The organism is Actinomadura livida (assembly GCF_014648675.1).
Classification (GTDB): Bacteria; Actinomycetota; Actinomycetes; order Streptosporangiales; family Streptosporangiaceae; genus Spirillospora; species Spirillospora livida.
In genome coordinates, this window is the sequence record NZ_BMRO01000008.1 from 385,499 (window position 1) to 408,756 (window position 23,258).

22 protein-coding genes and 1 riboswitch are annotated in these 23,258 nt (G+C 72.3%); of the genes, 15 read left to right on the plus strand and 7 right to left on the minus strand.

What is annotated here, in order from left to right; all coding sequences use genetic code 11:
* The first annotated feature begins 10 nt into the window (after window positions 1–10).
* Window positions 11–295: a GlsB/YeaQ/YmgE family stress response membrane protein gene (locus IEZ03_RS21520; RefSeq protein WP_184880747.1), complete on the plus strand. Its 285-nt coding sequence runs from the start codon at window positions 11–13 to the stop codon at window positions 293–295.
* A 6-nt stretch (window positions 296–301) separates the two neighbouring features.
* On the opposite strand, the gene IEZ03_RS21525 is transcribed toward IEZ03_RS21520, so the two are convergent.
* From IEZ03_RS21525 to IEZ03_RS21535, 3 genes are read right to left on the minus strand one after another with little or no spacing between them, the layout of a single operon-like run.
* Window positions 302–985: a winged helix-turn-helix transcriptional regulator gene (locus tag IEZ03_RS21525; protein ID WP_184880749.1), complete on the minus strand. Its 684-nt coding sequence runs from the start codon at window positions 983–985 to the stop codon at window positions 302–304.
* A 9-nt stretch (window positions 986–994) separates the two neighbouring features.
* Window positions 995–1,651, minus strand: a complete 657-nt coding sequence (locus tag IEZ03_RS21530) for an alpha/beta fold hydrolase (protein WP_184880751.1) — start codon at window positions 1,649–1,651, stop codon at window positions 995–997.
* On the minus strand, window positions 1,648–2,592 hold the full coding sequence (locus IEZ03_RS21535) for an LLM class flavin-dependent oxidoreductase (RefSeq protein ID WP_184880753.1): 945 nt from the start codon (window positions 2,590–2,592) through the stop codon (window positions 1,648–1,650). Before IEZ03_RS21535 ends, IEZ03_RS21530 begins: the two co-directional genes overlap by 4 nt.
* A gap of 596 nt (window positions 2,593–3,188) precedes the next feature.
* Between IEZ03_RS21535 and IEZ03_RS21540 the strand changes: the two genes are divergently transcribed.
* From IEZ03_RS21540 to IEZ03_RS21555, 4 genes are all read left to right on the plus strand, one after another.
* Window positions 3,189–3,515, plus strand: a complete 327-nt coding sequence (locus tag IEZ03_RS21540; RefSeq protein ID WP_221480564.1) for a DUF485 domain-containing protein — start codon at window positions 3,189–3,191, stop codon at window positions 3,513–3,515.
* A complete protein-coding gene (locus IEZ03_RS21545) occupies window positions 3,512–5,179 on the plus strand; it encodes a monocarboxylic acid transporter (RefSeq protein WP_184880755.1) in 1,668 nt (555 codons plus the stop codon). The genes IEZ03_RS21540 and IEZ03_RS21545 overlap by 4 nt, the downstream gene beginning before the upstream one ends.
* Before the next feature lie 313 nt (window positions 5,180–5,492).
* Window positions 5,493–7,829, plus strand: a complete 2,337-nt coding sequence (locus IEZ03_RS21550) for a S8 family serine peptidase (RefSeq protein ID WP_184880757.1) — start codon at window positions 5,493–5,495, stop codon at window positions 7,827–7,829.
* Window positions 7,830–8,019: 190 nt separating this feature from the next.
* Window positions 8,020–8,310 (plus strand): SHOCT domain-containing protein, encoded by a 291-nt coding sequence (locus tag IEZ03_RS21555; RefSeq protein WP_207945507.1) that lies wholly within the window; start codon window positions 8,020–8,022, stop codon window positions 8,308–8,310.
* Between the two features lie 35 nt (window positions 8,311–8,345).
* Here IEZ03_RS21555 and IEZ03_RS21560 read toward each other — a convergent pair whose 3' ends face one another.
* On the minus strand, window positions 8,346–8,990 hold the full coding sequence (locus tag IEZ03_RS21560; RefSeq protein WP_184880760.1) for a MarR family winged helix-turn-helix transcriptional regulator: 645 nt from the start codon (window positions 8,988–8,990) through the stop codon (window positions 8,346–8,348).
* Window positions 8,991–9,322: 332 nt separating this feature from the next.
* Between IEZ03_RS21560 and IEZ03_RS21565 the strand changes: the two genes are divergently transcribed.
* The 4 genes from IEZ03_RS21565 to IEZ03_RS21580 all read left to right on the plus strand — a co-directional run bounded on the left by IEZ03_RS21565 (window position 9,323) and on the right by IEZ03_RS21580 (window position 13,420).
* Window positions 9,323–9,646 (plus strand): DUF3263 domain-containing protein, encoded by a 324-nt coding sequence (locus IEZ03_RS21565; protein WP_207945506.1) that lies wholly within the window; start codon window positions 9,323–9,325, stop codon window positions 9,644–9,646.
* Window positions 9,647–9,741: 95 nt separating this feature from the next.
* The gene (otsB, locus tag IEZ03_RS21570) at window positions 9,742–10,563 is read left to right on the plus strand and encodes a trehalose-phosphatase (RefSeq protein ID WP_229808453.1); all 822 of its coding nucleotides are present in this window, start codon (window positions 9,742–9,744) and stop codon (window positions 10,561–10,563) included.
* Window positions 10,564–11,111: 548 nt separating this feature from the next.
* Entirely contained in the window at window positions 11,112–11,954 is an 843-nt protein-coding gene (locus IEZ03_RS21575; RefSeq protein ID WP_184880765.1) for a hypothetical protein, read from the plus strand.
* A gap of 290 nt (window positions 11,955–12,244) precedes the next feature.
* The gene (locus tag IEZ03_RS21580; protein WP_184880767.1) at window positions 12,245–13,420 is read left to right on the plus strand and encodes a hypothetical protein; all 1,176 of its coding nucleotides are present in this window, start codon (window positions 12,245–12,247) and stop codon (window positions 13,418–13,420) included.
* A 40-nt stretch (window positions 13,421–13,460) separates the two neighbouring features.
* Here IEZ03_RS21580 and IEZ03_RS21585 read toward each other — a convergent pair whose 3' ends face one another.
* Both IEZ03_RS21585 and IEZ03_RS21590 read right to left on the minus strand, forming a co-directional pair.
* Entirely contained in the window at window positions 13,461–14,051 is a 591-nt protein-coding gene (locus tag IEZ03_RS21585) for a PadR family transcriptional regulator (protein ID WP_184880769.1), read from the minus strand.
* A gap of 70 nt (window positions 14,052–14,121) precedes the next feature.
* Window positions 14,122–16,215, minus strand: coding sequence for a serine/threonine-protein kinase (locus IEZ03_RS21590; protein ID WP_229808454.1), 2,094 nt, complete (start codon window positions 16,213–16,215; stop codon window positions 14,122–14,124).
* Window positions 16,216–16,336: 121 nt separating this feature from the next.
* Here IEZ03_RS21590 and IEZ03_RS21595 point away from each other — a divergent pair, with 121 nt between their 5' ends.
* Together IEZ03_RS21595 and IEZ03_RS21600 are read left to right on the plus strand one after the other, a co-directional pair.
* Window positions 16,337–16,888, plus strand: a complete 552-nt coding sequence (locus IEZ03_RS21595) for an RNA polymerase sigma factor (RefSeq protein ID WP_131986050.1) — start codon at window positions 16,337–16,339, stop codon at window positions 16,886–16,888.
* A gap of 93 nt (window positions 16,889–16,981) precedes the next feature.
* Window positions 16,982–18,037 carry a sulfotransferase family protein gene (locus IEZ03_RS21600; protein ID WP_184880773.1) on the plus strand — a complete coding sequence of 352 codons (1,056 nt, stop codon included), beginning with the start codon at window positions 16,982–16,984 and terminating at the stop codon, window positions 18,035–18,037.
* On the opposite strand, the gene IEZ03_RS21605 is transcribed toward IEZ03_RS21600, so the two are convergent.
* Entirely contained in the window at window positions 18,020–19,477 is a 1,458-nt protein-coding gene (locus IEZ03_RS21605) for an alpha,alpha-trehalose-phosphate synthase (UDP-forming) (RefSeq protein WP_184880775.1), read from the minus strand. The genes IEZ03_RS21600 and IEZ03_RS21605 overlap by 18 nt on opposite strands.
* A gap of 110 nt (window positions 19,478–19,587) precedes the next feature.
* Between IEZ03_RS21605 and IEZ03_RS21610 the strand changes: the two genes are divergently transcribed.
* The 4 genes from IEZ03_RS21610 to IEZ03_RS21625 all read left to right on the plus strand — a co-directional run.
* A complete protein-coding gene (locus IEZ03_RS21610; RefSeq protein WP_184880777.1) occupies window positions 19,588–20,547 on the plus strand; it encodes a cation diffusion facilitator family transporter in 960 nt (319 codons plus the stop codon).
* A 173-nt stretch (window positions 20,548–20,720) separates the two neighbouring features.
* Window positions 20,721–20,862: riboswitch (SAM riboswitch) on the plus strand.
* Window positions 20,863–20,877: 15 nt separating this feature from the next.
* Window positions 20,878–22,122, plus strand: a complete 1,245-nt coding sequence (gene thrC / locus IEZ03_RS21615; protein WP_184880779.1) for a threonine synthase — start codon at window positions 20,878–20,880, stop codon at window positions 22,120–22,122.
* 10 nt (window positions 22,123–22,132) lie between these two features.
* Window positions 22,133–22,411, plus strand: coding sequence for a MoaD/ThiS family protein (locus IEZ03_RS21620; RefSeq protein ID WP_132045637.1), 279 nt, complete (start codon window positions 22,133–22,135; stop codon window positions 22,409–22,411).
* Between the two features lie 328 nt (window positions 22,412–22,739).
* A partial coding sequence (locus IEZ03_RS21625; protein ID WP_189241223.1) for a hypothetical protein occupies window positions 22,740–23,258 on the plus strand: 519 nt, incomplete at its 3' end.

Here is a 23,258-nt window from a genome sequence, read left to right on the forward strand (position 1 = left end):
CACGGAGGGCATGAACATCACAGGCATCATCAGCGCGATCGTCATCGGCGCGATCATCGGTGCGCTGGGACGGCTGCTGCTGCCGGGCCGCCAGCCCATCGGCGTCATCCTGACCGTGCTCGTCGGCATCGCCGCGGCGATCGTCGGGACGGCGATCGCGCAGTCGGTCGGCGTGAGCACGACGAACGGGATCGACTGGATCGAGCTGGTGTTCCAGATCGGCCTGGCCGTGCTCGGCGTCGCGATCGTCGCCGCGCTGAGGGGGCGCGGCAGGAAACGTCACGTCCAACGCTGACCCGGGTCAGGCGCGGTCTTCGGCCGTCCGGGGCCGGGGCTGGGGGAGGCGGAACAGGTCGCCCAGCTTGGCCATGACGTCCCTGTCGCCCGACGCGGTGGCCATGCCGTCGCCGATCAGCTCGGCGAGCGTCGTGCGTCCGGCGGCCAGGGCGAGGAACGCCTGCTCGTCCATCGTGATGACGGCGTCCGGGGGCTGTGCCGGGCCGTGCGACATCTCGATCGTGCCGTCGTCGACGCGGGCCTGGAGCGTTTCGTCGCCGATGCGGAACTCGTAGACGGCGCGCAGCCCGGCCGCCGCCCGGGGGTCGAAGCACGCCTTGAGCCCCAGTACCGCCCAGTTCGGGTGGAAGGTCTCACCCTCGCGGCGTTCACCGAGCGCCCATTTCATCCCCCACCGGGCGAGTTCCAGGATCGCCGGGCCGAGTTCCTCGCCCGCCTCCGTCAGCGCGTAGGCGGGGGTCCGGGCGGGCGCCGGCAACGTGATCTTGCGGGCGAGGCCCTCGCGCTCCAGATGCTTGAGCCGGGCGGAGAGCAGGCCTGTGCCGAGGCCCCGCAGGCTGGCCTGCAGGTCGCCGAAACGCTTGGGGCCGGTCAGCAACTCGCGGATCAGCAGCAGGGTCCAGCGCTCGCCGACGAGGTCGAGGGTGCGCGCGGTCGCGCAGTACTGGTTGTACGTCCGCTGTTCCACCGCATCACTCTAGGGCTCGGCGACATCCAGGAGCAGCCGGGCGACCTGCTCCGGGTGGGTGACCATCAGGTCGTGCGGGCCGTCCGTCCCCAGCGTCCGGTAGCCGAGTTCTTTGCCGAACCGGTCGAACGGATACGTCTGCGGGCGGCAGTAGACGGCCGTTCCCGGTATCCGGTCGACGGCCCCGGTGAGGCGCGTGGCGTCGGTGAAGGTGCGCAGCGGCTGCGGCCGGAGGCGCGGGACGAGCAGTGCCGCCTCGTCGGGGTCGGTGATGCCGAACGCGTCCGGGGGAGGTGCGGGGATGTACGTGCCGTCCGACCAAGCCCGGACCACCTCGACGAAGAAGTCGGGCGCCAGTGTGAACAGGCTGGAGCCGTCCGGGCCCGCCCATCCGTCCACTAGGACGACATGGGCCACCTTGTCGGGGTGTGCATCGGCCGCTTCTCGCACGACGAGTCCTGCGTAGCTGTGTCCGACTAGGACGACTTCTCCTGAGGCGGTGTCCAGGGCAGTGATGACGTCGTCTACGTGTTCGCGTAGGCCGACGTCGCCTTCCCGCAGTTGGGGGACGATGGTTCGCGCACCGGTCCGATGAAGGAACGGCGTCACCTTCTCCCATGCCCAGGGGCCGTGCCAGGCGCCGTGGACGAGCACGAACGTGGTCATGCGGAACGCTCCCGTTGCAGAAGGGGTAGGACGAGGTCGGCGAAGGCGTCCAGGTCGGCATCGTGGTCGTCGGTCGCGAGCCGGATCACCACGTGCCGCGCTCCAGCCTCGATGTAGGAGTTCAGCCATTCCGCGACCTCGCGTGCGGTTCCGGCGAACATGGCCTGGATCGACCTGATGAACTCCAGAGGGGCGTCGTAGTAGCGCTCCACACTCGTTCGCAGACGTTGCTGGGCTCGCTCGGTGTCGTCGTCCAGGCAGACGGTCGCGTACAGGGCGGACGTGACGGGTTGCTCCGCCGCTCCTTGGACGAGGGCACGTTCCTCTGCGTACATCCCAACCGTGGGTGGGTAGGGCAGCCAGCCGTCGGCGAGGCGAGCCACCCGCCGCAGGGCCGGTCCACCGCCCGCCAGCCAGATCGGTGGTCCTCCGGGCCTGGCCGGTGGGGGAGCGAGCGTCACGTCCTCGAAGGTGAAGTGCTCGCCCCGGTGCGAGACCGCGCCCGTGCCCGACCACAGTTTCCGCATCACCTCGACCGACTCCTCCAGGCGGCCGCCGCGGCGCTTGTAGGGCACGCCGATCGCGGTGAACTGGGCCTCGGTCCGCGGGTTCGGGAAGCCGGCGCCCATGCCGGCGATCAGCCGTCCGTCCGACAGCCGGTCGAGGGTGGCGAGTTGGTGGGCCAGCAGGATCGGGTGCCGCAGTGCGGGCAGCAGCACCGCCGTGCCGAGCGCGACCCGCTCGGTGGCGTGCGCCGCGGCCGCCAGGAGGAGCAGCGGGTCGGCGCGCGGCCTGGTCACCGGGCTGTCGCCCGCCCACACCGAGTCGAACCCGAGCGCCTCGGCCCGCCGCGCCTGCTCGACCAGCCGTCCCGGATCATGCCGGTCCAGCACGGCCTGCTCCCTCGTCGGCAGCAGATAGCCGACCCGCGTCTCCGTCATGACCCCTCCTCGCCGGTGTGCCCGACTCTAGCGGAGTACTTCTCGTTTTTGAAGTAGCCAGTTCAGATTCCAGAAGTTCAGCATCATCAGTTCTTGGTGAGAACGACCGGGCCGGTCGAGGAGTTGGTTGGCCGCTATCCACAAGGCGCTGTGACCAGGTGGAGCCGTTCCAGCGGACCACGTACTCGGCCTGTCGCACGGTGGCCCAGACCTCGCCGCCCGCGACCGGTAGCACGCTGGTCAGCCTGGGGTCGTCCCGCGTATAGGGCACCGGCTGCCAGGATTCTCCGTCCCAGTGGGCCACGGCAGGGCGCTGGTCGGGCCCGGCTCTGCCCACGGCCGCGGACGGGGGCGGGCTCGTCACCGCCGTGATCGCCACCGTGGACAGGAGGAGGGCCGCAGCGGCCAGCACGCGTTTCATGGGAGTGACCATGCCACTGAACACTGGCGTCCTTCTGGACCGCATTCGACCGCCCCGGCGTGCGGCCGGGCTGTCGTTCCATATCTCGTCAAACGCGGGTCGCGGACGGGGAAACTTTGCTCTCATGGAGCGATCAATCGATTGCTGAGAGTCATGTCCGGCCAGGGGAGGCCAGATGATGGGGGACTCGGAGGTCACGGGGCGCCAGGGGGGCGAACCCGGACCATATGCGTCCATAGCGGGATATGAGCGGTTCCAACTGCTCCGGGGGCGGGTCCGGCGGGCCGCGCTGGTCGTCGGCACGGTGTTCCTGGGGTGGTACTTCCTCTATGTCGGCCTGTCCGCGTTCGCCCGGGACTTCATGGCGCGGACGGTCGTGGGGCACGTCAACGTCGCGCTGCTGCTCGGCGTCCTGCAGGTGATGTCGACGTTCGCGCTGGCCTGGGCGTACGTGGCGTACGCGCGCCGGCGGCTGGACCCGCTGGCCGGTGAGCTGCGGTGATCGAGCACCACGGGGTGGCGCTGGCGGTCTTCGTCGCGCTCATCGTGCTCACCCTGGGCATCACGGTCTGGGCGCGGGCCAACACCCGGGGCGCCGACGACTTCTACGCGGGCGGGCGGACGTTCTCCGGCCCGCAGAACGGGATCGCGCTGGCGGGCGACTACATGTCGGCGGCGTCGTTCCTCGGCATCGCCGGGATCATCGCGCTGTCCGGATACGACGGGTTCCTGTACTCGATCGGCTTCCTGGTCGCGTGGCTGCTCGCGCTGCTGCTGGTCGAGATGATGCGCAACGCGGGCCGGTTCACGATGGCGGACGTGCTGTCGGTGCGCGTCCGGCGGCAGGCACCGGTCCGCCGGGCGGCCGTCGTCTCGACCGTGACCGTGTCGGTGTTCTACTTGCTCGCGCAGATGGTCGGCGCGGGCGCGCTGGTGTCGCTGCTGCTCGGCATCCACAGCGGCGAGCGGTTCCTCATGATGTCCGCGGGCACCGCGAGAACGGTGACGATCGTGCTGGTCGGCGCGCTCATGATCTTCTACGTGGCCTTCGGCGGGATGAAGGCCACGACCTGGCTGCAGATCATCAAGACGGCCCTGCTGCTCGCCGGTTCGGTCGTGCTGACGGCGCTGGTGCTCGGCCGGTTCGGGTTCGACGTCAGCTCCATGCTCGGCTCCGCCGCCGGGTCGAGCGGGCAGGGCGAGGCGTTCCTGCGGCCGGGCCTGCGGTACGGGCAGGACGTCCCGGGCGACGCGTACCGGACGATCGTCAACAAGCTGGACTTCATCAGCCTGGCCGCCGCGCTGGTGCTCGGCACGGTCGGGCTGCCGCACATCGTCAACCGGTTCTTCGCCGTTCCGGACGGGCGCGCCGCCCGCACGTCGGTCTCCTGGGCGATCGGGCTCGTCGGCGCCTTCTACCTGATGACGCTGGCGCTCGGCTTCGGCGCGGCGGCCCTGGTCGGCCGGGACGCGATCGTCGCGCAGGACCCGTCCGGCAACACCGCGGTGCCGCAGCTCGCGCAGGCGGCCGGCGAGCACGTCGGCGGGCACCTCGGCGGCGACCTCATGCTGGCGTTCATCGGCGCGGTGGCGTTCGCGACGATCCTCGCCGTCGTGTCCGGGCTGGTGCTGGCCTCGTCCACGTCGCTGGCGCACGACTACTTCGGCCAGGTGCTGATGCTCGGGCGCCCGCGCGAGTCGCAGGAGGTGACGGTGGCCCGGTTCGCGGCGTTCCTCGTAGGCGCGCTGGCCATCGCCCTCGCGGTCGTGTGCCGGGACCTGAACGTGGCGTTCCTGGTGGCGCTGGCGTTCGCGATGGCCGCCGCGGCCAACCTCCCCGCGATCGTGCTGTCGCTGTTCTGGCGGCGGTTCACCTCGACCGGAGTGGTCGCCGGCATCTACGGCGGGCTGGTCAGCTCCCTCGTGCTGGTGTTCTTCTCGCCGGTCGTGTCCGGGAAGACCGATCCGGTGACGGGCGAGAGCCTGTCGCTGTTCCCGGCAGGCGTCGACTTCCACTTCTTCCCGCTGGAGAACCCCGGCCTCGTCTCGATCCCGGTCGGGTTCGCGTGCGCGGTCGCCGGATCGCTGCTCGGCCGGGAGCAGCCCGACCGGGAGCGCTACGACGACCTGTCGGTGCGGGCTCTGACGGGGGCGGGCTCCCACTGACCTCCCACTGGCGCGGTGACGGTTCCGTGACGGTCCGGTGACGGTCCGGTGCCCCCGCCCGGACGGCGGCGTGCCGGTGCGGGGGCGGGTGCAGGGGGGCGGCTAGCATTGCGTGCCAACGCCGGTTACCAGCGGGTATGAGCGGCGGCCGTGCCGGGGGCGGCCGCGGTACGGCGCGCGGGTCGCGGACGGAAGACGCACACTGTCCCGGACGTGCCCCGATGCGCCGAGTGCCCGGGCGACGGCCGGTTCGCGTGGCAGAATGTCAACCCGTCGTGGAGCGGCGGTCTGCCGGGGAGGGAGGTGCGGCGGCGTGTCCGGAACCGGTCGACGCCGTCCAGCGCGAGTCCGACCGGCGACCCGGCTCGGCGCCCGGACGACCGCGGTCCTCACCCTCCTCACGCTCGGCGCGGCCGTGGCCGTGCCCGCCCAGGCGATCGCGGGACGGGCCGCGAACCCGGGGCCGCGCGGCGCGGCCACCGGGACGCTCGTCCACGCGCCGACCGACCAGATCCGCGACCGCGAATGGCATCTGGAGGCGCTGCGCGCCCCGCGGGCGTGGCGGTACTCCAAAGGACGCGGCGTCACGGTCGCGGTCCTCGACACCGGCGTCGACAAGAACCACCCCGACCTCACCGGGCAGGTCATCAACGGACCCGACCTCACCGGAGGGGTGCGCGCCCCCGGCAGCCGCTACTGGGGCCTGCACGGGACGTCGATGGCCAGCATCATCGCCGGGCACGGCCACGGCCCGGGGCTGGCGCAGGGGATGATGGGCGTCGCGCCGCAGAGCACCGTCCTGTCCATCCGCGTCACGCTGGAGAACGACGACCCGCTGCGGCGCGACAACGGGCAGCCGAGCGAGACCGGTGACCGCGACGCCGTCGCCCAGGGCATCCGCTACGCCGTCGACCACGGCGCCGAGATCATCAACATGTCCCTCGGCGGCGGGCGGCAGTTCTACAACGGCACCAAGTCCCAGGAGAACGCGATCAAGTACGCCCTCGGCAAGGGCGTCGTGCTGATCGCGTCCGCGGGCAACGACGGCTCGGGCGCCAACCGCAAGAACTTCCCCGCCGCCTACCCCGGGGTGATCGCCGTCGGCGCCCTCGACCGCAGGCTGCGGCTCTGGCGGGACAGCAACCGGCGCTCCCACGCCTCCGTGTGCGCGCCCGGCGTGGACATCGTCAGCGCCGACGCCAGCAACGGCTACGTCGTCGGGACGGGCACCAGCGCGTCGTCGGCCATGGTCGCCGGCGTCGCCGCCCTCGTCCGGTCCCGGTACCCGAGGCTGACCCCCGACGAGGTCCGGCGGGCGCTGGTCCAGGGGTCGCCCGCCCGGCCGGGGCAGCCGACCGGGTCGACCGCCTGTCCCGGCACGGTCGACGCGCTGCGGACGCTCTACGCCGCGCACGCGATCAACAAGACGTCCAGCGGGCCGGTGCAGACGCCGCCGGCCTCGCCGGCGCCCGAGCCGGTGGCGGACAGCCCCGTCGAGGACACCGGCGTCCTGCTCCCGCTCGTGGTCGGCGGTGGCGGAGTGCTGGTCGTCGTCGGGCTCGTGCTCGGCTGGCGCCAGCGGCGCCGCCCTGAGGAATACGGCGCCGAGACGGACGCCGTGCCCGACTACGGGCTGCCGGCCGCCGCGCCGGCGCCGCGCCCGCCCGCTCCCGCTGCGGCGTCGGCCGCGCCGGGACCCGCCGGGGCGGCCGGGGTCGCGCCGGTCAACGCACCCCTCTGGCAGAGCACCGACGTGTACCAGGGGCCGCCGCCTTCGGTCGCCCCGCCCTCGCCCGACGAGTCCCCGGCATGGGCGACGTCCCAGGACGGCCTGCAGTTCAGCGACGTGCCTTCGGACGGTACGCCCGGCGATACCGAACTGCGGGACGGGGCCTCCGAGGACGGCCCGCAGGCCGGCGACGCACCGCTCGAAAGCTCGGCCGGCCCGCTCGGGCGGTGGGGGCGCGCGTCCGAGGACGACGCGCCCGGCGAGCCATGGGGCGGAACCCAGTCGCCCCTGGACACCGCGCCCATGGATCCCTCCTGGGGGACCCCCTCGGCCACGGGAGGCTGGTTCGACCGCGGGGAACCGCCGCAGCCCGAACCGACCCCGCTGGAACCGACCGCGGCCGAACCGGAGCAGCCGCCCGTCCTGCCGCACAAGCTGCGCCCGTTCGACCCGAGCGAGTTCTCGGCGAACGGCCGGAACGGGCAGGCCGGCCACCTCAACGGGCACACGCCGCCGAACGGGCACGACGCCGGGAACGGGCACGACGCCGGGAACGGGCATGCCGGTATGAACGGGCACGTCGGTATGAACGGGCACGTCGGTATGAATGGGCAGGGCGGTGTGAACGGGACCAACGGCGCGAGCCTCAACGGCTCGGGGACCGACGGGCGGCCCGAGGACGACGCGCCCGGCCTCGACGACGACGAGTGGGAGGCGTTCCGGCGCAGCACCCTCGACGGCCCGGAGGCCCCGCCCGCGCCCGCGGACGGATGGGCGACCGGCGCGCTGCCCGAGTCGCCGCCGGCCGAACCCGGGCACCGGCACGAGCCCGCGGACCGGCCCGACGGCGAGCAGCACGGACGGAGTCCGCGGCGCGCCCGCCCCTCCGACGACGAGGACTACCGCCCGCCCTGGTGGTGACGGCCCGCCGCTGAACGGCCTGGTGAGGCCGGCTGCCCGGCTGGCGCGACGCCGTCCGCCCCCGATACTCGGCCGTCCGCCGCGCGCTACTCCGCCGGGCGTAGCGCGGGAGTCTCCGGCCGGACGATGTGGGGTGCCGTACCCGTCGCCGAGCATCGACGTATCCGAACACAGGAAGGGTCGATGAACGATGTTGACGACACTGGTGACGCAGCTGGGCCCGGGCGGCTGGCACGACGGCGGGGACGCCCCCGCGTTCTGGCCGGTCTTCCCGATCGCCTTCGGACTGTTCTGGCTGGCCGTGCTGGGCGCGGCTTTCTACCTGATCCGCCGCCGGATGAACAGCGGCGCCGCGGCGGCCGCGGCGGCGGCCGACCCGATGGCCAAGGCGCGGTCGGTGCTCGCCGAGCGGTTCGCCCGGGGGGAGATCGACGAGGACGAGTACATGCGGCGGGCTTCGACGCTCCGCAACGGGGACTGACCGGGGGTCCGCCAAGGCGGCAGGGGAGGGCCGCGCTATTCGGCGCGGGCCTCCTCGAAGATCTTGTCGATGCCGTCCGAGTAGCGCGGGGCGCGGGCGGCGGCGTCGGTGAAGCGGGTGAGCAGCCGGGCGAACTCGGCCCGCTCGTCCGCGGTCCAGCCGGCCATGAGCTCGTCGAGGTAGGCGCGGCGGAACCGGTCGCCGACCTGCTTGACGCGCCGTCCCGCGTCGGTGAGGCCGAGGTTGGCGCGGCGCGCGTCGACGGGGGACGGGCGCCGCGACACCAGCCCGGCGTCGATGGCGTGCCCGACCAGGCGGCTCGCGGTGGACGGGTCGATCTCCAGGCGCTCCGCGACCGCGCCGACCGTGATCTCGCGGGGCGGGTCGTCCGGCCTCGCCTCGGCGGTGAGGGCGGCGACCGCGTTGACCACCATCAGGTTCGAGATCTGCAGAGGGCGCCCGCCGGTCCCGGCGGGCGTCTGCGCGCGGATCCGCTTCATGAGGTCGGGCTTGGCCCAGGACCGGCGGAGCTGGAGCAGCGCCGCGCCGATGGCGGCGAGGACGGGGTCGGAGCCGGGTTCGTCGTGCGGCCCCGGCGCGCCCGGCGCGTGCCCGGACGTGCCGGGCCCGGCCGCGCCCCGTCCGTCCGGCCGCTTCGTGGCGGGGGTCTCCGTCGCCATTCCAGGTCTCCGTTTCCCGTGCCGGTCCGCTGCCTCCCGGATGCCGCGGCCTCCACTGTAACGAATGTAGTTTGCACATGTTCGGGACCGCCGGGACGCGCGGTTCCCAAGGGACACGCGGCGCTGGAGATCCCCTGGTGAAGGGGGATGTGATGCACTGAACCGCCGGCCGCCGTTCCCCGCGAACCGCCGGAACTTGTCGGCGCGGACGCGTAACATGACACCCGCCCGAACCCGGACGACCCGGGATCAGTAACCACAGAGGGGACCTGATGCGAGCGGCGAACGCCCCCGGTGACCTCCGCGGTGACGTCCCCCCACAGGACACCAGCATGGACGATGGCCCAGCCCCCCAGACCGCGACCGATGATGAGGACGGGACGGACGACGCCGCCTTTCCCGCCGACCAGCTCTCCGAGCGCGACCGCCGGATCCTCGCCTTCGAACGGCAGTGGTGGAAGTACGCGGGAGCCAAGGAGCAGGCCATCCGCGAGCGGTTCGACATGTCGGCGACGCGGTACTACCAGCTCCTCAACATCCTGATCGACCGTCCCGAGGCGCTCGAGTGCGATCCGATGCTCGTCAAGCGCCTGCGCCGGATGCGGACGCAGCGGCAGCGCAGCCGCGCGGCCCGCCGTCTCGGCATCCGCCCCTGACCCCCTGACCCCCTGACCCCGCGGACCCGCTGCCGCGCCCGACTCGCGCCGGGCGGGTTCTGGCGACACCCCCGGTGAGAAGGTTCACTGGTCGGGTGAACTCTCCCCGTTCTGTGACGGCCGCCGGTGCCGACGGCCTCGACGCGATCCGCAAGTCCCCATCGGAGGCCGTGCTCGGCTTCGACTTCGACGGCACCCTCGCGCCGATCGTCGACGATCCGGCGTCGGCGCGGGCGCATCCGGGCGCGGCTCCGGCGCTGGCCCGGCTGGCCCCGCGCGTGGGCGCCCTGGTGATCGTCACCGGGCGGCCGGCGGCGGTCGCGGTCGAGTACGGCGGTTTCGAGGGCATCGACGGCCTGGTCGTCCTGGGGCAGTACGGGCTGGAGCGCTGGGAGTCGGGCGTCCTGACCGTGCCCGAGCCGCCGCCCGGCGTGGCGGAGGCCCGCGCCAAGCTGCCCGGCGTGCTGGAGGCGGCGGGCGCGCCCCCGGAGACGTTCATCGAGGACAAGGGGCAGGCCCTGGCCGTGCACACACGGCGGTGCGCCGAACCGGAGGTCGCGCTTGAGCGTCTGCGCGGCATCCTCGCCGCGCTCGCCGAACGCACCGGGCTGACGGTGGAGCCCGGCCGCCTCGTGCTGGAGCTGCGTCCGCACGGGATGGACAAGGGCATGGCGCTGCGTTCGTTCATCGCCGACCGCGGCACCCGCCCGTCGGCCGTGCTCTTCGCGGGGGACGACCTCGGTGACCTGGCCGCGTTCGAGGCGGTCGAGTCCCTGCGCGCGGAGGGGGTGCCCGGGGTGCTCGTGTGCAGCGGGTCCGCGGAGGTCACCGCCCTGGCCGAGCGGGCGGACCTGGTGGTGGACGGCCCCGCCGGCGTCGTCGGGTTCCTCGGCACGCTGCTCGATTCGGCCCCCTGAAACGGCCGCCGAACCGCGGCTGATCCGGTCCGAATCACCCTCCCCGCCCGATTTCTTGTCCCGAAGTGACAAACAAGCCGCTCGGGGTTGTCGCAACATGCGCGACTCGCGAGGCATGTCCAGTTCACTGGTTCCGGTGGGGCAAAATGTGGCGACTTGCGGTATGTGTGCGGTTCTTCGGGATCGCACGATGAGGAGGGGAGGCGGCAATGGACACCGAACGTGGTCTTCCGCGGCGTCCGGGCGAGTTCAGGTACACGCCTCCCGGGGGAACCCCGACGCCCCGGGCGACCCCGGCGCAGGGCCTGCCGTCCCGTCCTCCTTCTCCTCCGCCGGGCGGCGGGACGCCGCCCTCGGGTGCCCCGATCCCGCCGGACGCCCCGGTGCGTCCGATCGTCCAGCGGGGGCCGGTCGACCCGTACGAGATCCCGTTGGATCCCCCCAGGGCGTCCCCGGAGCCGCAGAATCCTCCGCGTGCCTGGGGCCGTCCGCCCGAGTCGTCGCCGCGGCCCGGGGCCGGATGGCCCGAGTCCGGCAGCCGCAGTTCGATGCCCGAGGCGGAGCCCTGGGGGCCCTGGTCCGCCGTGCCCGAGGCGCAGGACGCGTATCCGGAGCACAGCGGCCCGTACGGGACCGAGCAGGCGGCCCGGGATTCGGGCGGCGTCGAGGTGCGGCTCGGTCCGCGGGCACGTGAGCGGGAGCGGGCGCGCCGGGAGCGCGAGGCGCGCCGGGCGAGGCGGCGGTCGGGCGCCCGCGGCCTGCTGGTCGCGGCCGGTGTCCTGGTCCTGGCCGGGCTGGTCACGATCGGGCTCCTGCTGACGCCCGGATCGGGCGGCGACGGCGGATCGCAGGCCGGCGGCTCCGGGGCGAAACTGGCGGACGTCGAGCCGCCCCCGGCCGGGAAGCCCCTGGAGGTCGGCACGGCCGACGGGTTCGAGTACCGGGTCGCCGCGGTGAGCAACGGGCTGAACGAGGACGCGGTGACCGCGTCCCAGACCGCGCTGCCGTCCGGCACGTCGTTCCCCTACATCGACTACCTCCTCACCAACACGACCGACGACGAGGCGCTGCTCCTCTACCCCGGCGACATCTTCGTCAAGCGCGAGCTCGTCACGCCCGACGCGCGGGATCGGTGCGAACCGCAGGGCGGCGCTCCCGACGACATGTGCACGGCACCGGCCAAGAGCGAGGTCGTGCGCCGCCTGATCGGCGGGGAACTGGTCGACGGTGCCGGCGGCGACAAGTACATGCCGCCCGGCTCGACGTACCTGGTGCGCATCACGGTCCAGGTTCCGGTGGACAGCGACCTCACCTCCTCGGACGTCGCGCTGTACGTGGCGGAGCAGATCTTCGTGGGCACGGAGCCCGCCAAGCTCGTTCCCTTCCCCTGACCGACCCCCTTCCCTGACCGATGTAGGACGCCGGACACGGCCCGAGGCGGGCCGTGTCCGGCTCCGCTTCACCGGCCCTTGATCGCTCGATCTGACAAGCGCGGGTGACGACTTTCCGCTGTTGATCTCCCGGGTTGTCGTGCGGGTGACAAGAGCGGTCAGCGTATTTGTCGGATCTCGCGAGACTCTGGGGGCAGCTGTGGACTGTTAGTCCAATTGCGCCAAAATATGATGAAGTGCGGTAAGTGTGGTTCACGGGGGAGCCGCGCGAGACTTGGGGAGGCTTGACGGTGAACATGGAACCGGTACTCCCGCGCCGTCCCGGCGAGGTCGGGAACACGCCCGCCCACGGGATCCCGGCGGCCAAGGCCACGCCGGTCGAGGGGACGCCGATCCATCCGCCGCCGTCCCTGCGGCCGGGCGCGCGACCGGGCCCCGGCGCGCGGACGGCACCGGGTGCGCCGATTCCGCCGGGCGCCCCGACGAACCCCATCGTGCACGCGGCTCCCGGCAGCGGTGAGCCGCCGCGGGTCTGGGGCCGCCCGCCCGCGTCGCCTCCGTCGCCTCTGCCCGCATCGCCTCGTGCCGGGTCGCCGCCGCCGCGCGTCCAGGTTCCGGCCTCGGAGGCGCGGCCCGAGACGGAGCCGCGCGGCGCCGCGGCCTGGGCCGGTACGTCCGAGGCGCAGGACGCGTACCTGGAGCCGGAGGACGAGATCCCGTCCACGCCCGGGCCGATGGGCGTCCGGGAGACCAGCGGAGTGCAGGTCCGGCTGGGGCCGCGGGAACGGGAACTCGAGCGCCGGGCGCGGCAGCGGGCCGCCGGGCGCCGCAGCGGCCTCGTGGCGGCGGGCGTGCTCGTCCTGGCCGGCCTGGTCACGGCCGGGGTCGTCCTGACGGGCGGATCCGGGGAGGGCGACACGAGCACGGTCGCGAGCGACGCGGGACCGGCCGGCGCCGACCTCCCGCCGGCGGGCAAGCCCATCGAGGTCGGCACCGCCGACGGCGCGAAGTACCGGCTCGCCACGGTGGACAGCGGGGTGAACGAAGGCGCCGTGACCACGTTCCATTCCACGCCGCCGTCCGGTACGTCGTTCCCCTACATCGAGTACCTGCTCACCAACCCGACGAAGGACAACGTCCTCCTCGACTTCCCGGGCGACGTGTTCGTCAAGCGCGCGCTCGTCACGCCCGAGGCGCGGGGTCGCTGCATGCCGCAGGCGGGCGTGCCCGAGGACATGTGCACCCCGCCGACCAAGAGCGAGGTCGTGCGGCGGCTGGCCGGCGGCGGGCTGGTGTCCGGCGACGGCGGTGACAAGTACATGCCGCCCGGCTCGACGTACCTGGTGCGCGCGACGGTGGACGTCCCCGTCGAAAGCGGCATCGGACGCGCCGACATGGGGCTGTACGTGTGGAAGCAGCTCTACCTGGCCGACCAGCTCGCCAAACCGGCGCCCTTCCCCAGCTGATCTCCCGCGACCCAGGGCCGGCGCCTTCGCGGGAGCCGGTTCACTCGGCCTCGGGGTCGTCGGCGAGGATCCCGTAGAGGCGGCGGCGGGCGTCGTTGACGACGTCCAGCGCACGGGCCTTCTGCGTCTCGCTGCCGACCGTCATGACCTGCTGGAGCGCGCCCATCAGCTGGCCGATCGCCTCACGGCCGCGCATGACGTTCTCGCCCGCTTCCGCGGTGACCTCGTCCCAGGGGGCGGTGGCCTGCGCCGACGCGACCTCGCGGCCGGCGTCGGTGAGGGAGAACAGCCGCTTGCCGCCCTGCTCCTGGCTGCTGACCAGCCCCTCGTCCTCCAGCATCTGGAGGGTCGGGTAGACCGAGCCGGGGCTCGGCCGCCAGACGCCGCCGGTCCGGCCGTCCAGCTCCTGGATCATCTCGTAGCCGTGCATGGCCCGCTCGGCGAGCAGGGCGAGCAGCGCCGCCCGGACGTTGCCGCGCCGGGTCCGGCGGCCGCGGGCACCGCGTCCGCGGTGTCCGCCGGGCCCGAACATCGGGCCGCCCGGACCCCACGGGCCGAACTGGTCCCCGCGGCGCCCGCGCTCCCGGGGCCCGCGGGGGCCCCCGTGGTGTCGCATCGTGGTGTCGCGCATCGCGGGCTCCTCAGAACGGTGATCAATTGCGATGCATCAACGATATATCGCTCAGCCGGGGCGGTGCGGGTCAGGGGCCGGTGACCTTGAGGTTGTCCAGGATGTCCTTGGTGGCGTTGCGGTTGTCGGTCTCCTTGACCCGGATCCACAGCCCGAACTTGCCGCCCTTGTCGGTCAGCCCCACCTCGGTCACGGACGGCGTACCGCTCTTGCAGTCGGTGAAGCGCGTGATCGTCCCGCTGAGGGCCTTGTCGGGGGTCGTGTAGTTCTCCGGCTCGGCCTTGGTGCACTGCGGGTGGACGGCCGCGGACGGCGGGGGCAGCTGCCCGGCGCGCACGTCCGTCGTCACGCCGATGAACACGCCGGGGCCCTGGCCGTCGCCGAGGAACGCGGCCTTGTCCGGCGTCGCGCGCAGCACCGGACGCGGCTGGGCGTCCTCGAGCCGGACGGTGTTCGGCTCCCACGTCTGCTCGGGCTGCCTGGGCCACGCCTTCGGCACCGCGGTCCTGATCTTGCCCGCGTCGTCGGAGACCGCGGCGAAGTCCTCGGGGAGCTTGGGGTCGCCGTCCTTCTTTTCGCCCTCGTCGCCCGAGAACAGCATGCCGAGGACCAGGCCGCCGATGAGCGCGACCACGAGCACGGCGACCGTGATGAGCAGCGGCGTCACGAACCTCTTCTTCGCGGCACCGCCGCCGCCCGGCCGCCCCGGGCCGCCGCCGCGGAGCCTGCTCAGCAGGCCGCCCTGCTTGGCGCCCGGCCCTTGGCCCTGCCCCTGGACCGGTCCCGGGGGAGCCTGGAAACCGGTCGGAGGCGGCTGCCCCGGCTGCCCCGGCTGGCCCGGTCCTGCCTGGCCGTAGGGGGGCGGGCCGCCGGGGCCCGGACCCATCGGCTGCCCGCCCATCGGCGGCTGCGGCGGGCCGCCCGGCGGGCCGCCGCCGTTCTGCGGCGCCCCGGCCGGGAAGACGGCGGTCCTGTTGTCGCCGCCCTCGCCGCCCGGCGGCTGCGGCGGGCCCGGCACCTGCGACTGCAGCGCGACCGTGCGGTCGTTGTCGTTGTTGTTGTCGGGGGAGGTCGGGTTCTCCACCTGCCCGAACGGGGCGCCCCGGCCGCTCGGGTCGTCCACGATCGTCTGCCCGCCGCCGCCCGCCGGCCCCTGCGGCCGCGGCGGGACGGCCATCTCCGACGTGCCGATGTCGTCCTCCGCCGGCTGGTCGAGCCGCGTCCGCATCTCCCGCGGCCCGCCGCCCGGCGCCTGACCCTGGGCGGCGGGCGCCTGCGCGGGGGCCTGCCCCTGGACGGGCGTCACCGCCGGGCCGGGGGCCTGGGCGCCCGCCGGGGGACGGGCCTGGGTGCCGTCCCGGTAGAAGTCCTGGACGGTCGCGTCCGCGTTGATCTGCGGGACGGGCGGCGCGAACGACGGCGCGGGCGCGCCCGGCAGCGACGTGGGGCGGAGCGTGGACAGCGCCTCGGCGAACGCCTCGGCGGTCGGCCACCGCTTCTCCCGCTCGACCTCCAGGGCCCGCAGGATCACCTGGTCGAACGCGGGGGACAGCCCCTCGCGCAGCTCGCTCGGCGGCGACTTCACCGGCGCCGGGCCGGGCGCCCGCCCGGTGAGCATGTGGTACGTCAGGGCGCCGAGCCCGTACACGTCGGCGCGGACGTCCAGCCCGCCGCCGAACCGCGCCTGCTCCGGCGACATGTATCCGGGCGTGCCGACCGGCAGCGTGAACGCGCCGGACGCGTGCGCGAGGGCCTTCGCCAGCCCGAGATCGGCGATCAGCACCCGCTCGCCGCCGTCCGGGGCGGACTGGAACAGCACGTTGGTCGGCTTGAGGTCGCGGTGGATCACGCCCAGCGTGTTGATCACCTCGACCCCGTGCGCGATCTCCTCGGCGAGCGCGACCGCCTCATTGACCGGAAGTGGCCGCTCGCGCATGCGGTCGGCGAGCGTTCCGCGGTCCGCGTACGACATCACGAAGTAGGGACGCCCGTCCGGGAGCTCCCCGATGTCGTGCACGCGGACCAGCCGCGCGGAGTCGGCGCGGCGCAGGATCCGGGCCTCCTCCAGGAAGCGGTTGCGCACGTCCAGATCGTCGATCAGGCTGCCGGACAGGACCTTTATCGCTACCTGGGAGTCGAGGGCCTCGTCTTGCCCCAGCCACACAGAGGCGAACGCCCCCGAACCCAGGACGCGATCGATCCGGTAACGGCCAACTGACGGTGGGAAAGACACACCCGTATCATCCCAACAACGGGGTGAGTGTGCGAACGAGCATTGAGGCGGCATGGCATTCGACGAGAGGACCGAGGAGCTGGCGGTCAAGGCCGCTCAGGGCGATCAGGGCGCCCTCAACGAGCTTCTCCGCAAGATCGAGCCGGACGTCCTCCGGCACAGCTCTCGCTTCCTGCCGTGCCGGCAGGACGCCGAGGAGGCCTGCCAGGACGCCCTGCTGCAGGTGGCGAGGAACATCCACCGCTTCGAGGGCCGGTCGAGGTTCAGCACCTGGCTGCACGTCGTCGTCGCCAACTCCGCCCGCTCCACCTACCGGTCGCTGAAGCGGCGCTCGGTAGAGCAGGCCGGGGAGCTTCCGCAGCAGCGCCCGGATCCGCGCCGGACCAGCGTGATCGCCGGTTCCCGGGTCGACATCCTGGACGCCATGGAGGACCTGGAGGCCCGCAAGCCCGACCTCATCCAGGCCCTCGTCCTGCGGGACGTCTCCCAGCTCGAGTACGCGGAGATCGCCGAGCAGCTCAACCTGCCGCTCGGCACGGTGAAGTCCCGCATCCACGAGGCGCGGAAGCAGTTCCGCCAGACCCTGGGCGACTCGTACACCTGACGGGCACGCCGACCGTCAAGCGTCGGTAATCACCGGGTAACGGCCTGTCGATGAGGCGTGTACGATGCGTGACGTCTGGGACACCATTCCTGCATGTCATCAGGCCCGGACCCCCGCCATGACCGCCCGATCTTCGTCCTCGGGTGTCCCCGCTCGGGGACGACGCTGCTCCAGCTGATGCTGCACTCGCACGCCCGCATCGCGATCCCGGCGGAGACGAAGTTCCTCCTCCCCGCCTATGCGCGGCGGTGCGAGTTCGGTGACCTCGAAGACAGGGAGAACAGGCGCGCGCTGGCGGAGTGGATCACGACCGACCGGTCCACGAAGTTCCACGCGCTCGGCCTGGACGCCGGCGAGGTCGTCGAGGAGGTAGCCGCCGGGCCGCCCACGATCGGCTCGGCGATCGGCATCGTGTTCCGCGCCTACGCCCGCCGGCACGGCAAGCCGCGCTGGGGCGACAAGCGCCCGAGCTACTTCAGGCACGTCGGCACGCTGCTGCGGATGTTCCCCGACGCCCAGTTCGTCCATCTCGTCCGGGACGGCCGCGACTGCGTCGCCTCGCTGCTGGAGATGCCCTGGTTCGACAAGGACGTCCACCACGCCGTCTCCGCGTGGCGGGAGGCCATCGACCGCGGGCGCCGGCTGGCCGAGCGGCTCGGCCCCGACTCCTACTACGAGCTGCAGTACGAGCGGCTCGTCGCCGATCCCGTCGACGAGCTGACCCGGCTCTGCGCGTTCCTCGGCGAGGACTTCGACCCCGCGATGACGCGGCCGGAGGGCCTGGCGAAGCGGACCGTCTCCCCGCGGAAGAAATGGCACGGCCGGACGCACGACGCCGTGACGACGAGCCGCATCGGGGCGTGGGCGGAGCGCCTCGACCCCTGGCAGATCAGCCTGGCGGAGGCCGCGTTCGGCGAGCGGCTCGCCGAGTACGGCTACGAGCCGAGCGGGCTGCCGCGGCCGCCCGCGTCCCAGCTCGCCCGGTTCACCAGGATCAGCGCCCACCGCCGTCTCGCGCAGCGCAAGGCGGCGCTGCGCGAACGCTGGAACCAGCACCACGAGCCGAACCCCGTCCGGTGCCTCCTGGCGCCCGAGACCGCCTCCCCGGCGGACCGGACGGAGTCGGCGGAGTCAGTCCAGGGCGGCTAGCTGGTCGGCGAACCAGCGCTGCGGAGGGAGGGCCGTCGCGGCGGCGGTGAGCCGCGCGCAGCGTTCCGCGCGCTGGGCCGGGGGCATCAGCAGGGCCTTGTGCAGGCTCTCGGCGGTCTGCGACACGTCGTACGGGTTGACCATCAGCGCGTCCTCGGACAGCTCCGCCGCCGCGCCCGCCTCCCGCGACAACACAAGCGCGCAGCCCCGCTCCGACAGGACGGGCCCCTCCTTCGCGACGAGGTTCATCCCGTCCCGGATCGGGTTCACGAGAAGCACGTCGGCCAGGCCGTAGGCGGCGAGCGACCGTGGATAGTCGTCGTTGACCTGCAGGATCAGCGGATCCCAGTCGGGCGTCCCGAACTCCTCGGTGATCTGCCGCGCGGTCCGCTGGACGGCCGCCGTGTACTCCCGGTACTCGGGCAGGTCGTAGCGGGACGGGTACGCGAACGCCAGGTGGACCACGCGTCCGCGCCACTCGGGATGGTTGGCGAGCAGCTCCCGGTAGGCGGCGAGCCCGCGCACGATGTTCTTGGACAGTTCCGTCCGGTCGATCCGGACGATGAGCTGACGGTCACCCACCTGTTCACGCAGCGCGCGCGCCCGCTCCACGACGTCCGGTTCAGCGGCGCGTCGGCGCAACGCGTCCGCGTCGATGCCGAGACCGTGTACGCCCACCTGCGTGACGTGCCCGTCACACGTGACGGTACGGGCGGCACGGTCGACTCGTGCGCCGGGCAGCATCTCGCAGCAGTCGAGGAACGCGGAGGCCCACCGCTCGGTGAGGAACCCAGCGTGGTCGGCGCCGAGGATCCCCAGGAGGATCCGCGTTCCGATGTCGTCAGGGAGCAGCGCGTAATACTCCGGCGGCGCCCAGGGCGTGTGCGAAAAATGGACGATCCGCAGATCGGGACGCCGTTCGCGGAGCATCCGCGGCGCCAGCGACAGGTGGTAGTCCTGGATCGCGGCCTTCGCGCCGGGCGCGGCGTCTCGCGCCAGGGCATCGGCGAACGCCGCGTTGTACGCCTCGTAGGACTGCCAGTCACGGCGTGCGCGAGCGTCGAAATGCGGGCTGTGCGGGGTGTCGTACAGAAGGTGGTGGACGAACCACAACGTCGAATTGGCCACGGCGTTGTACGCGCGGTGGAACGTCGCCTCGGGAATGTCGAGCATCCGCACCGCCGCGCCACCGGTCTCGTGACCGGCGAGGTCGATGCGTCCGTCCGGGGAACGGCGGGCCGCCGTCCGGTCGGCCTCGTTCAGGCTCGCGCACACCCACAGCACGTCCGGGCCCTCGGCCGATGGCTCGCGCGGGGCGCCCGCGACGCCGGCGAGGCCCGAGACCAGCCCGCCGCCCCCGCGCCGCATGGTGAGCGCACCGTCCTCCGACAACGAGAACGACACCGGACCGCGGTTCGATGCCACCAGCACTTGGCTCATACCGGAAGGGTCTCAGTTGGGGCCGGGGAGCTTCAAAGTGACCCGCGTGGTTCACAACACAGTCGAAAACTGCTTTGAATAGTGCAAAGCGGTGCGGGTACCCGGCGGAAATGAGCAATGCCGAGACGAGGAAGACGGTGCTCGTCGCCGGCTTCGCCAACCTCATTCTCGCGCTGGCCAAGCTCGTCGCCGGCGCCCTGGCAGGGTCCAGCGCGATGCTCGCGGAAGGCGCCCACTCGATCGGAGACACCCTCAACCAGGGCTTTCTCCTCGCCTCCCTGCGGCGCAGCGAACGCCCCCCGGACCGCCGCCACCCGTTCGGGTACGGGAACGAGCGCTATGTCTGGTCGCTGCTCGCCGCGTTCGGGATCTTCGTCGCCGGGGCCGGGTTCTCGATCTCCTACGGCATCCTGACCATGCTCGGCCACGGCGGCAGCGGGACGAGCGTCTGGGTGGCCTACGCCGTCCTCGTCCTCGCCGCCGTCCTGGAGGGGACGTCCTGGCTGCGCGCCGTGTACCAGGCGCGCATGGAGACCCGCCGGAACCGCCGCGGCCTCCTCGAACACGTCCGCCGGTCGCCCGACGTGACGTTCAAGGCGGCGCTGTTCGAGGACAGCGCCGCGATGATCGGCCTCCTCTTCGCCGCCGGCGGGCTGATCCTCCGCGAGATCACCGGATCGGACTTCTGGGACGGCCTCGGCTCCGTCCTCATCGGCGTGCTGCTCGCCGGGCTCGCCTTCGCCATCGGGCGGGAGAGCACCGTCCTGCTGATCGGGCGCGCCGCCGACCCCGCCGCGCAGCGCGTGATCCGCGCCGAGATCCTCGGGTCCCCCGGCGTGACGGGCGTGGCGGAGCTGCTGACCATGCACTTCGGCCCCGAGCAGCTCCTCGTCGCCGCCAAGGTCAACTTCTCCGACGACATCAGCGCCGACGAGGCCGAGGACGTCGCCGGCGAGATCGACCGGCGGCTCAGGGAGCGGCTCCCGGTCGTCCGCCACGTCTTCCTCGACCCCACCCAGCGCACCGCCCGGCCGGCGGAGACGAGCGTGATCAAGGACGCCTCCGGGTAACGTCTCAATCGGTGGACTCGCCTGTCTGGCATCCGGTCGAGTCATGTAAAGTCACGCATACGAGCCCAAACGGCGCTCGGACGACAACTGAATATTGCTTATCCAGAGGGGTGCAGGGAGCACAGTGGCCGACGGGCCGGTCTTCCAGCCCAACCCCTCACACAACTGAATATTGCTCATCCAGAGGGGTGGAGGGACCGGCCCTGCGAAGCCCCGGCAACCACTCGGCTGAAGCGCGCTCGCGATCCTGCGGGGCCGGCCGGGAGATGGTGCCAACTCCGGCCTGCGACCAAGGTGGCGCAGGGAAGATGGGGAGAAAGGCCTCGCTTCATGGCACTTACGCCTGCCACTGACCTCGGACCCGCTACCGGTCTCGTCTGCCGCGAATGCGGCAACACCCGCGACCTCGGGCCCTTCTACGCCTGCGAAGAGTGTTTCGGCCCCCTGGAGATCGCCTACGACTTCGGGGGAGTCACCCGCGCGGACATCGAGTCCGGGCCGCGCAACATCTGGCGCTACCGGGGACTGCTGCCCGTCCCGTCCACGGTGGCGGACACCCCCAACACCGAGCCCGGCCTGACGCGCCTCGTCCGCGCCGACAACCTCGCCGAGAGCCTCGGCCTGCAGAGCCTGTGGGTGAAGGACGACAGCGGCAACCCGACCCACTCGTTCAAGGACCGCGTCGTCGCCGTCGCGCTCGCCGCCGCCCGGGAGCTGGGCTTCAAGGTGCTGGCCTGCCCCTCCACCGGCAACCTGGCGAACGCCGTCGCCGCCGCGGCGGCCCGCGCCGGGATCCGCAGCGCCGTGTTCGTCCCTTCCGACCTGGAATCCCAAAAGATCATTACCACCGCCGTGTACGGCGGGACGTTCGTCACGGTCGACGGCAACTACGACGACGTCAACCGGCTCGCGTCGGAGATCGCCGGGGAGCAGGACGACTGGGCGTTCGTGAACGTGAACGTCCGGCCCTACTACGCCGAGGGCTCCAAGACCCTCGGTTACGAGATCGCCGAGCAGCTCGGCTGGCGGCTGCCGGACCAGATAGTCGTACCCGTCGCGTCCGGCTCCCAGCTCACGAAGATCGACAAGGCTTTCCAAGAGTTGATCAAGCTGGGTCTGGTCGAGGACAAGCCGTACCGGGTCTTCGGCGCCCAGGCCGCCGGCTGCGATCCCGTCGCCGCCGCGTTCAAGGCCGGGCACGACGTCGTCCGCCCGGTGAAGCCCGCCACGATCGCCAAGTCCCTGGCGATCGGCAATCCCGCCGACGGGCCGTACGTGCTGGACGCCGTCCGCCGCACGAACGGCGCCGTCGAGGACGTCACCGACGAGGAGGTCGTCGAGGGCATCCGCCTGCTGGCCCGCACCGAGGGCGTCTTCGGCGAGACCGCGGGGGGCGTCACCGTCGCGACCCTCCGCAAGCTCATCGGCAGCGGCGCCCTCGACCCGTCCGCCGAAACCGTGATCATCAACTCCGGGGACGGGCTGAAGACCCTGGACGCGGTCGCCCCCGTCGTCTCCCCGTCCGCGAACATCGCCCCGTCCCTGGAAGCCTTCCGCGCCGCCGGCCTGGCCTGAGAGGAGCACCATGAGCACCGTGTCCGTCCGTATCCCGACCATCCTGCGGACCTACACCGGCGGCGAGGCCGAGGTGAAGGCCGAAGGCGCCACGCTGCGCGCCGTCGTCGCCGACCTGGAGTCCAGCTACTCCGGCATCTCCGCCCGCATCCTGGACGACGCCGGCAAGATCCGCCGCTTCGTGAACGTCTACGTCGGCGACGAGGACGTGCGCTTCAGCGAGGGCCTGGACACCCCCACTCCCGAGGGCGCCCAGATCTCCATCATCCCGGCTGTGGCCGGCGGCTGAGAAGGCTCGGCGAGGCCCTGGCGCACACCCTGCGCCAGGGCCTTTTCTCATGTGCGGACGCCCCGCGCGCGGCCATTTCGTGCTCGCCACCCTCGGAGCAATCGGGCATTCATGACATAAACGCGAAGACGCAAGAATCGTCCAAGGTCGGGAAATATATATCCGTCGCCTGTGGTGGGGACTCGAATCCCTTACGCGAATCTGTGATTTACTGCCTTCAGTTTGGAGGGGCCTGTCAACGCGCTTTAGTTTGTTGTCGGTTCTTTCCTGGAAGAGTGATGCGTGGGCGCTCAGAAGGGCGCGCAGAGTTCACACAGGAAGGAACGGCATGAAGCGCATTGCGCGTGCTGTGACGATTACCGGTATCACGATGGGGGCGGCCGTCCTCGCGGCTCCTTCCGCGATGGCCGACATCCACATCTACGCCGTGGACAAGGCGAACATCGGGCACAACGGTCCTACCTATGTCGGCGAAAGCGGACCGGGCAACCTGAACTTCAGCAGTGTCACGGGGTCGCCCAAGGCCTCTCCGAAGGTCGGGAACGAGTCGGTCAAGGTCGACGACATCAACACGAACCTCAAGGGCGGCAAGGGCAACACCGTCCTCAACGAGGTCGAGGGTTCCGAGCAGGACGAGGGCGAGGCCGAGGGCGCCGGTGCCGAGCAGGCCGGCGCCGAGCAGGCGTCCGCCAGCACGCTGGAGGCGCAGGAGGCTGCTCCGCAGCAGGAGGCCGCCCAGGCGGAGGCCGCGCAGCAGGAGGCCGCCCCGCAGGAGGCTGCTCAGCAGGAGGCCGCGCAGCAGGAGGCCGCTCCGCAGGAGGAGGCTGCTCAGCAGGAGGCCGCGCAG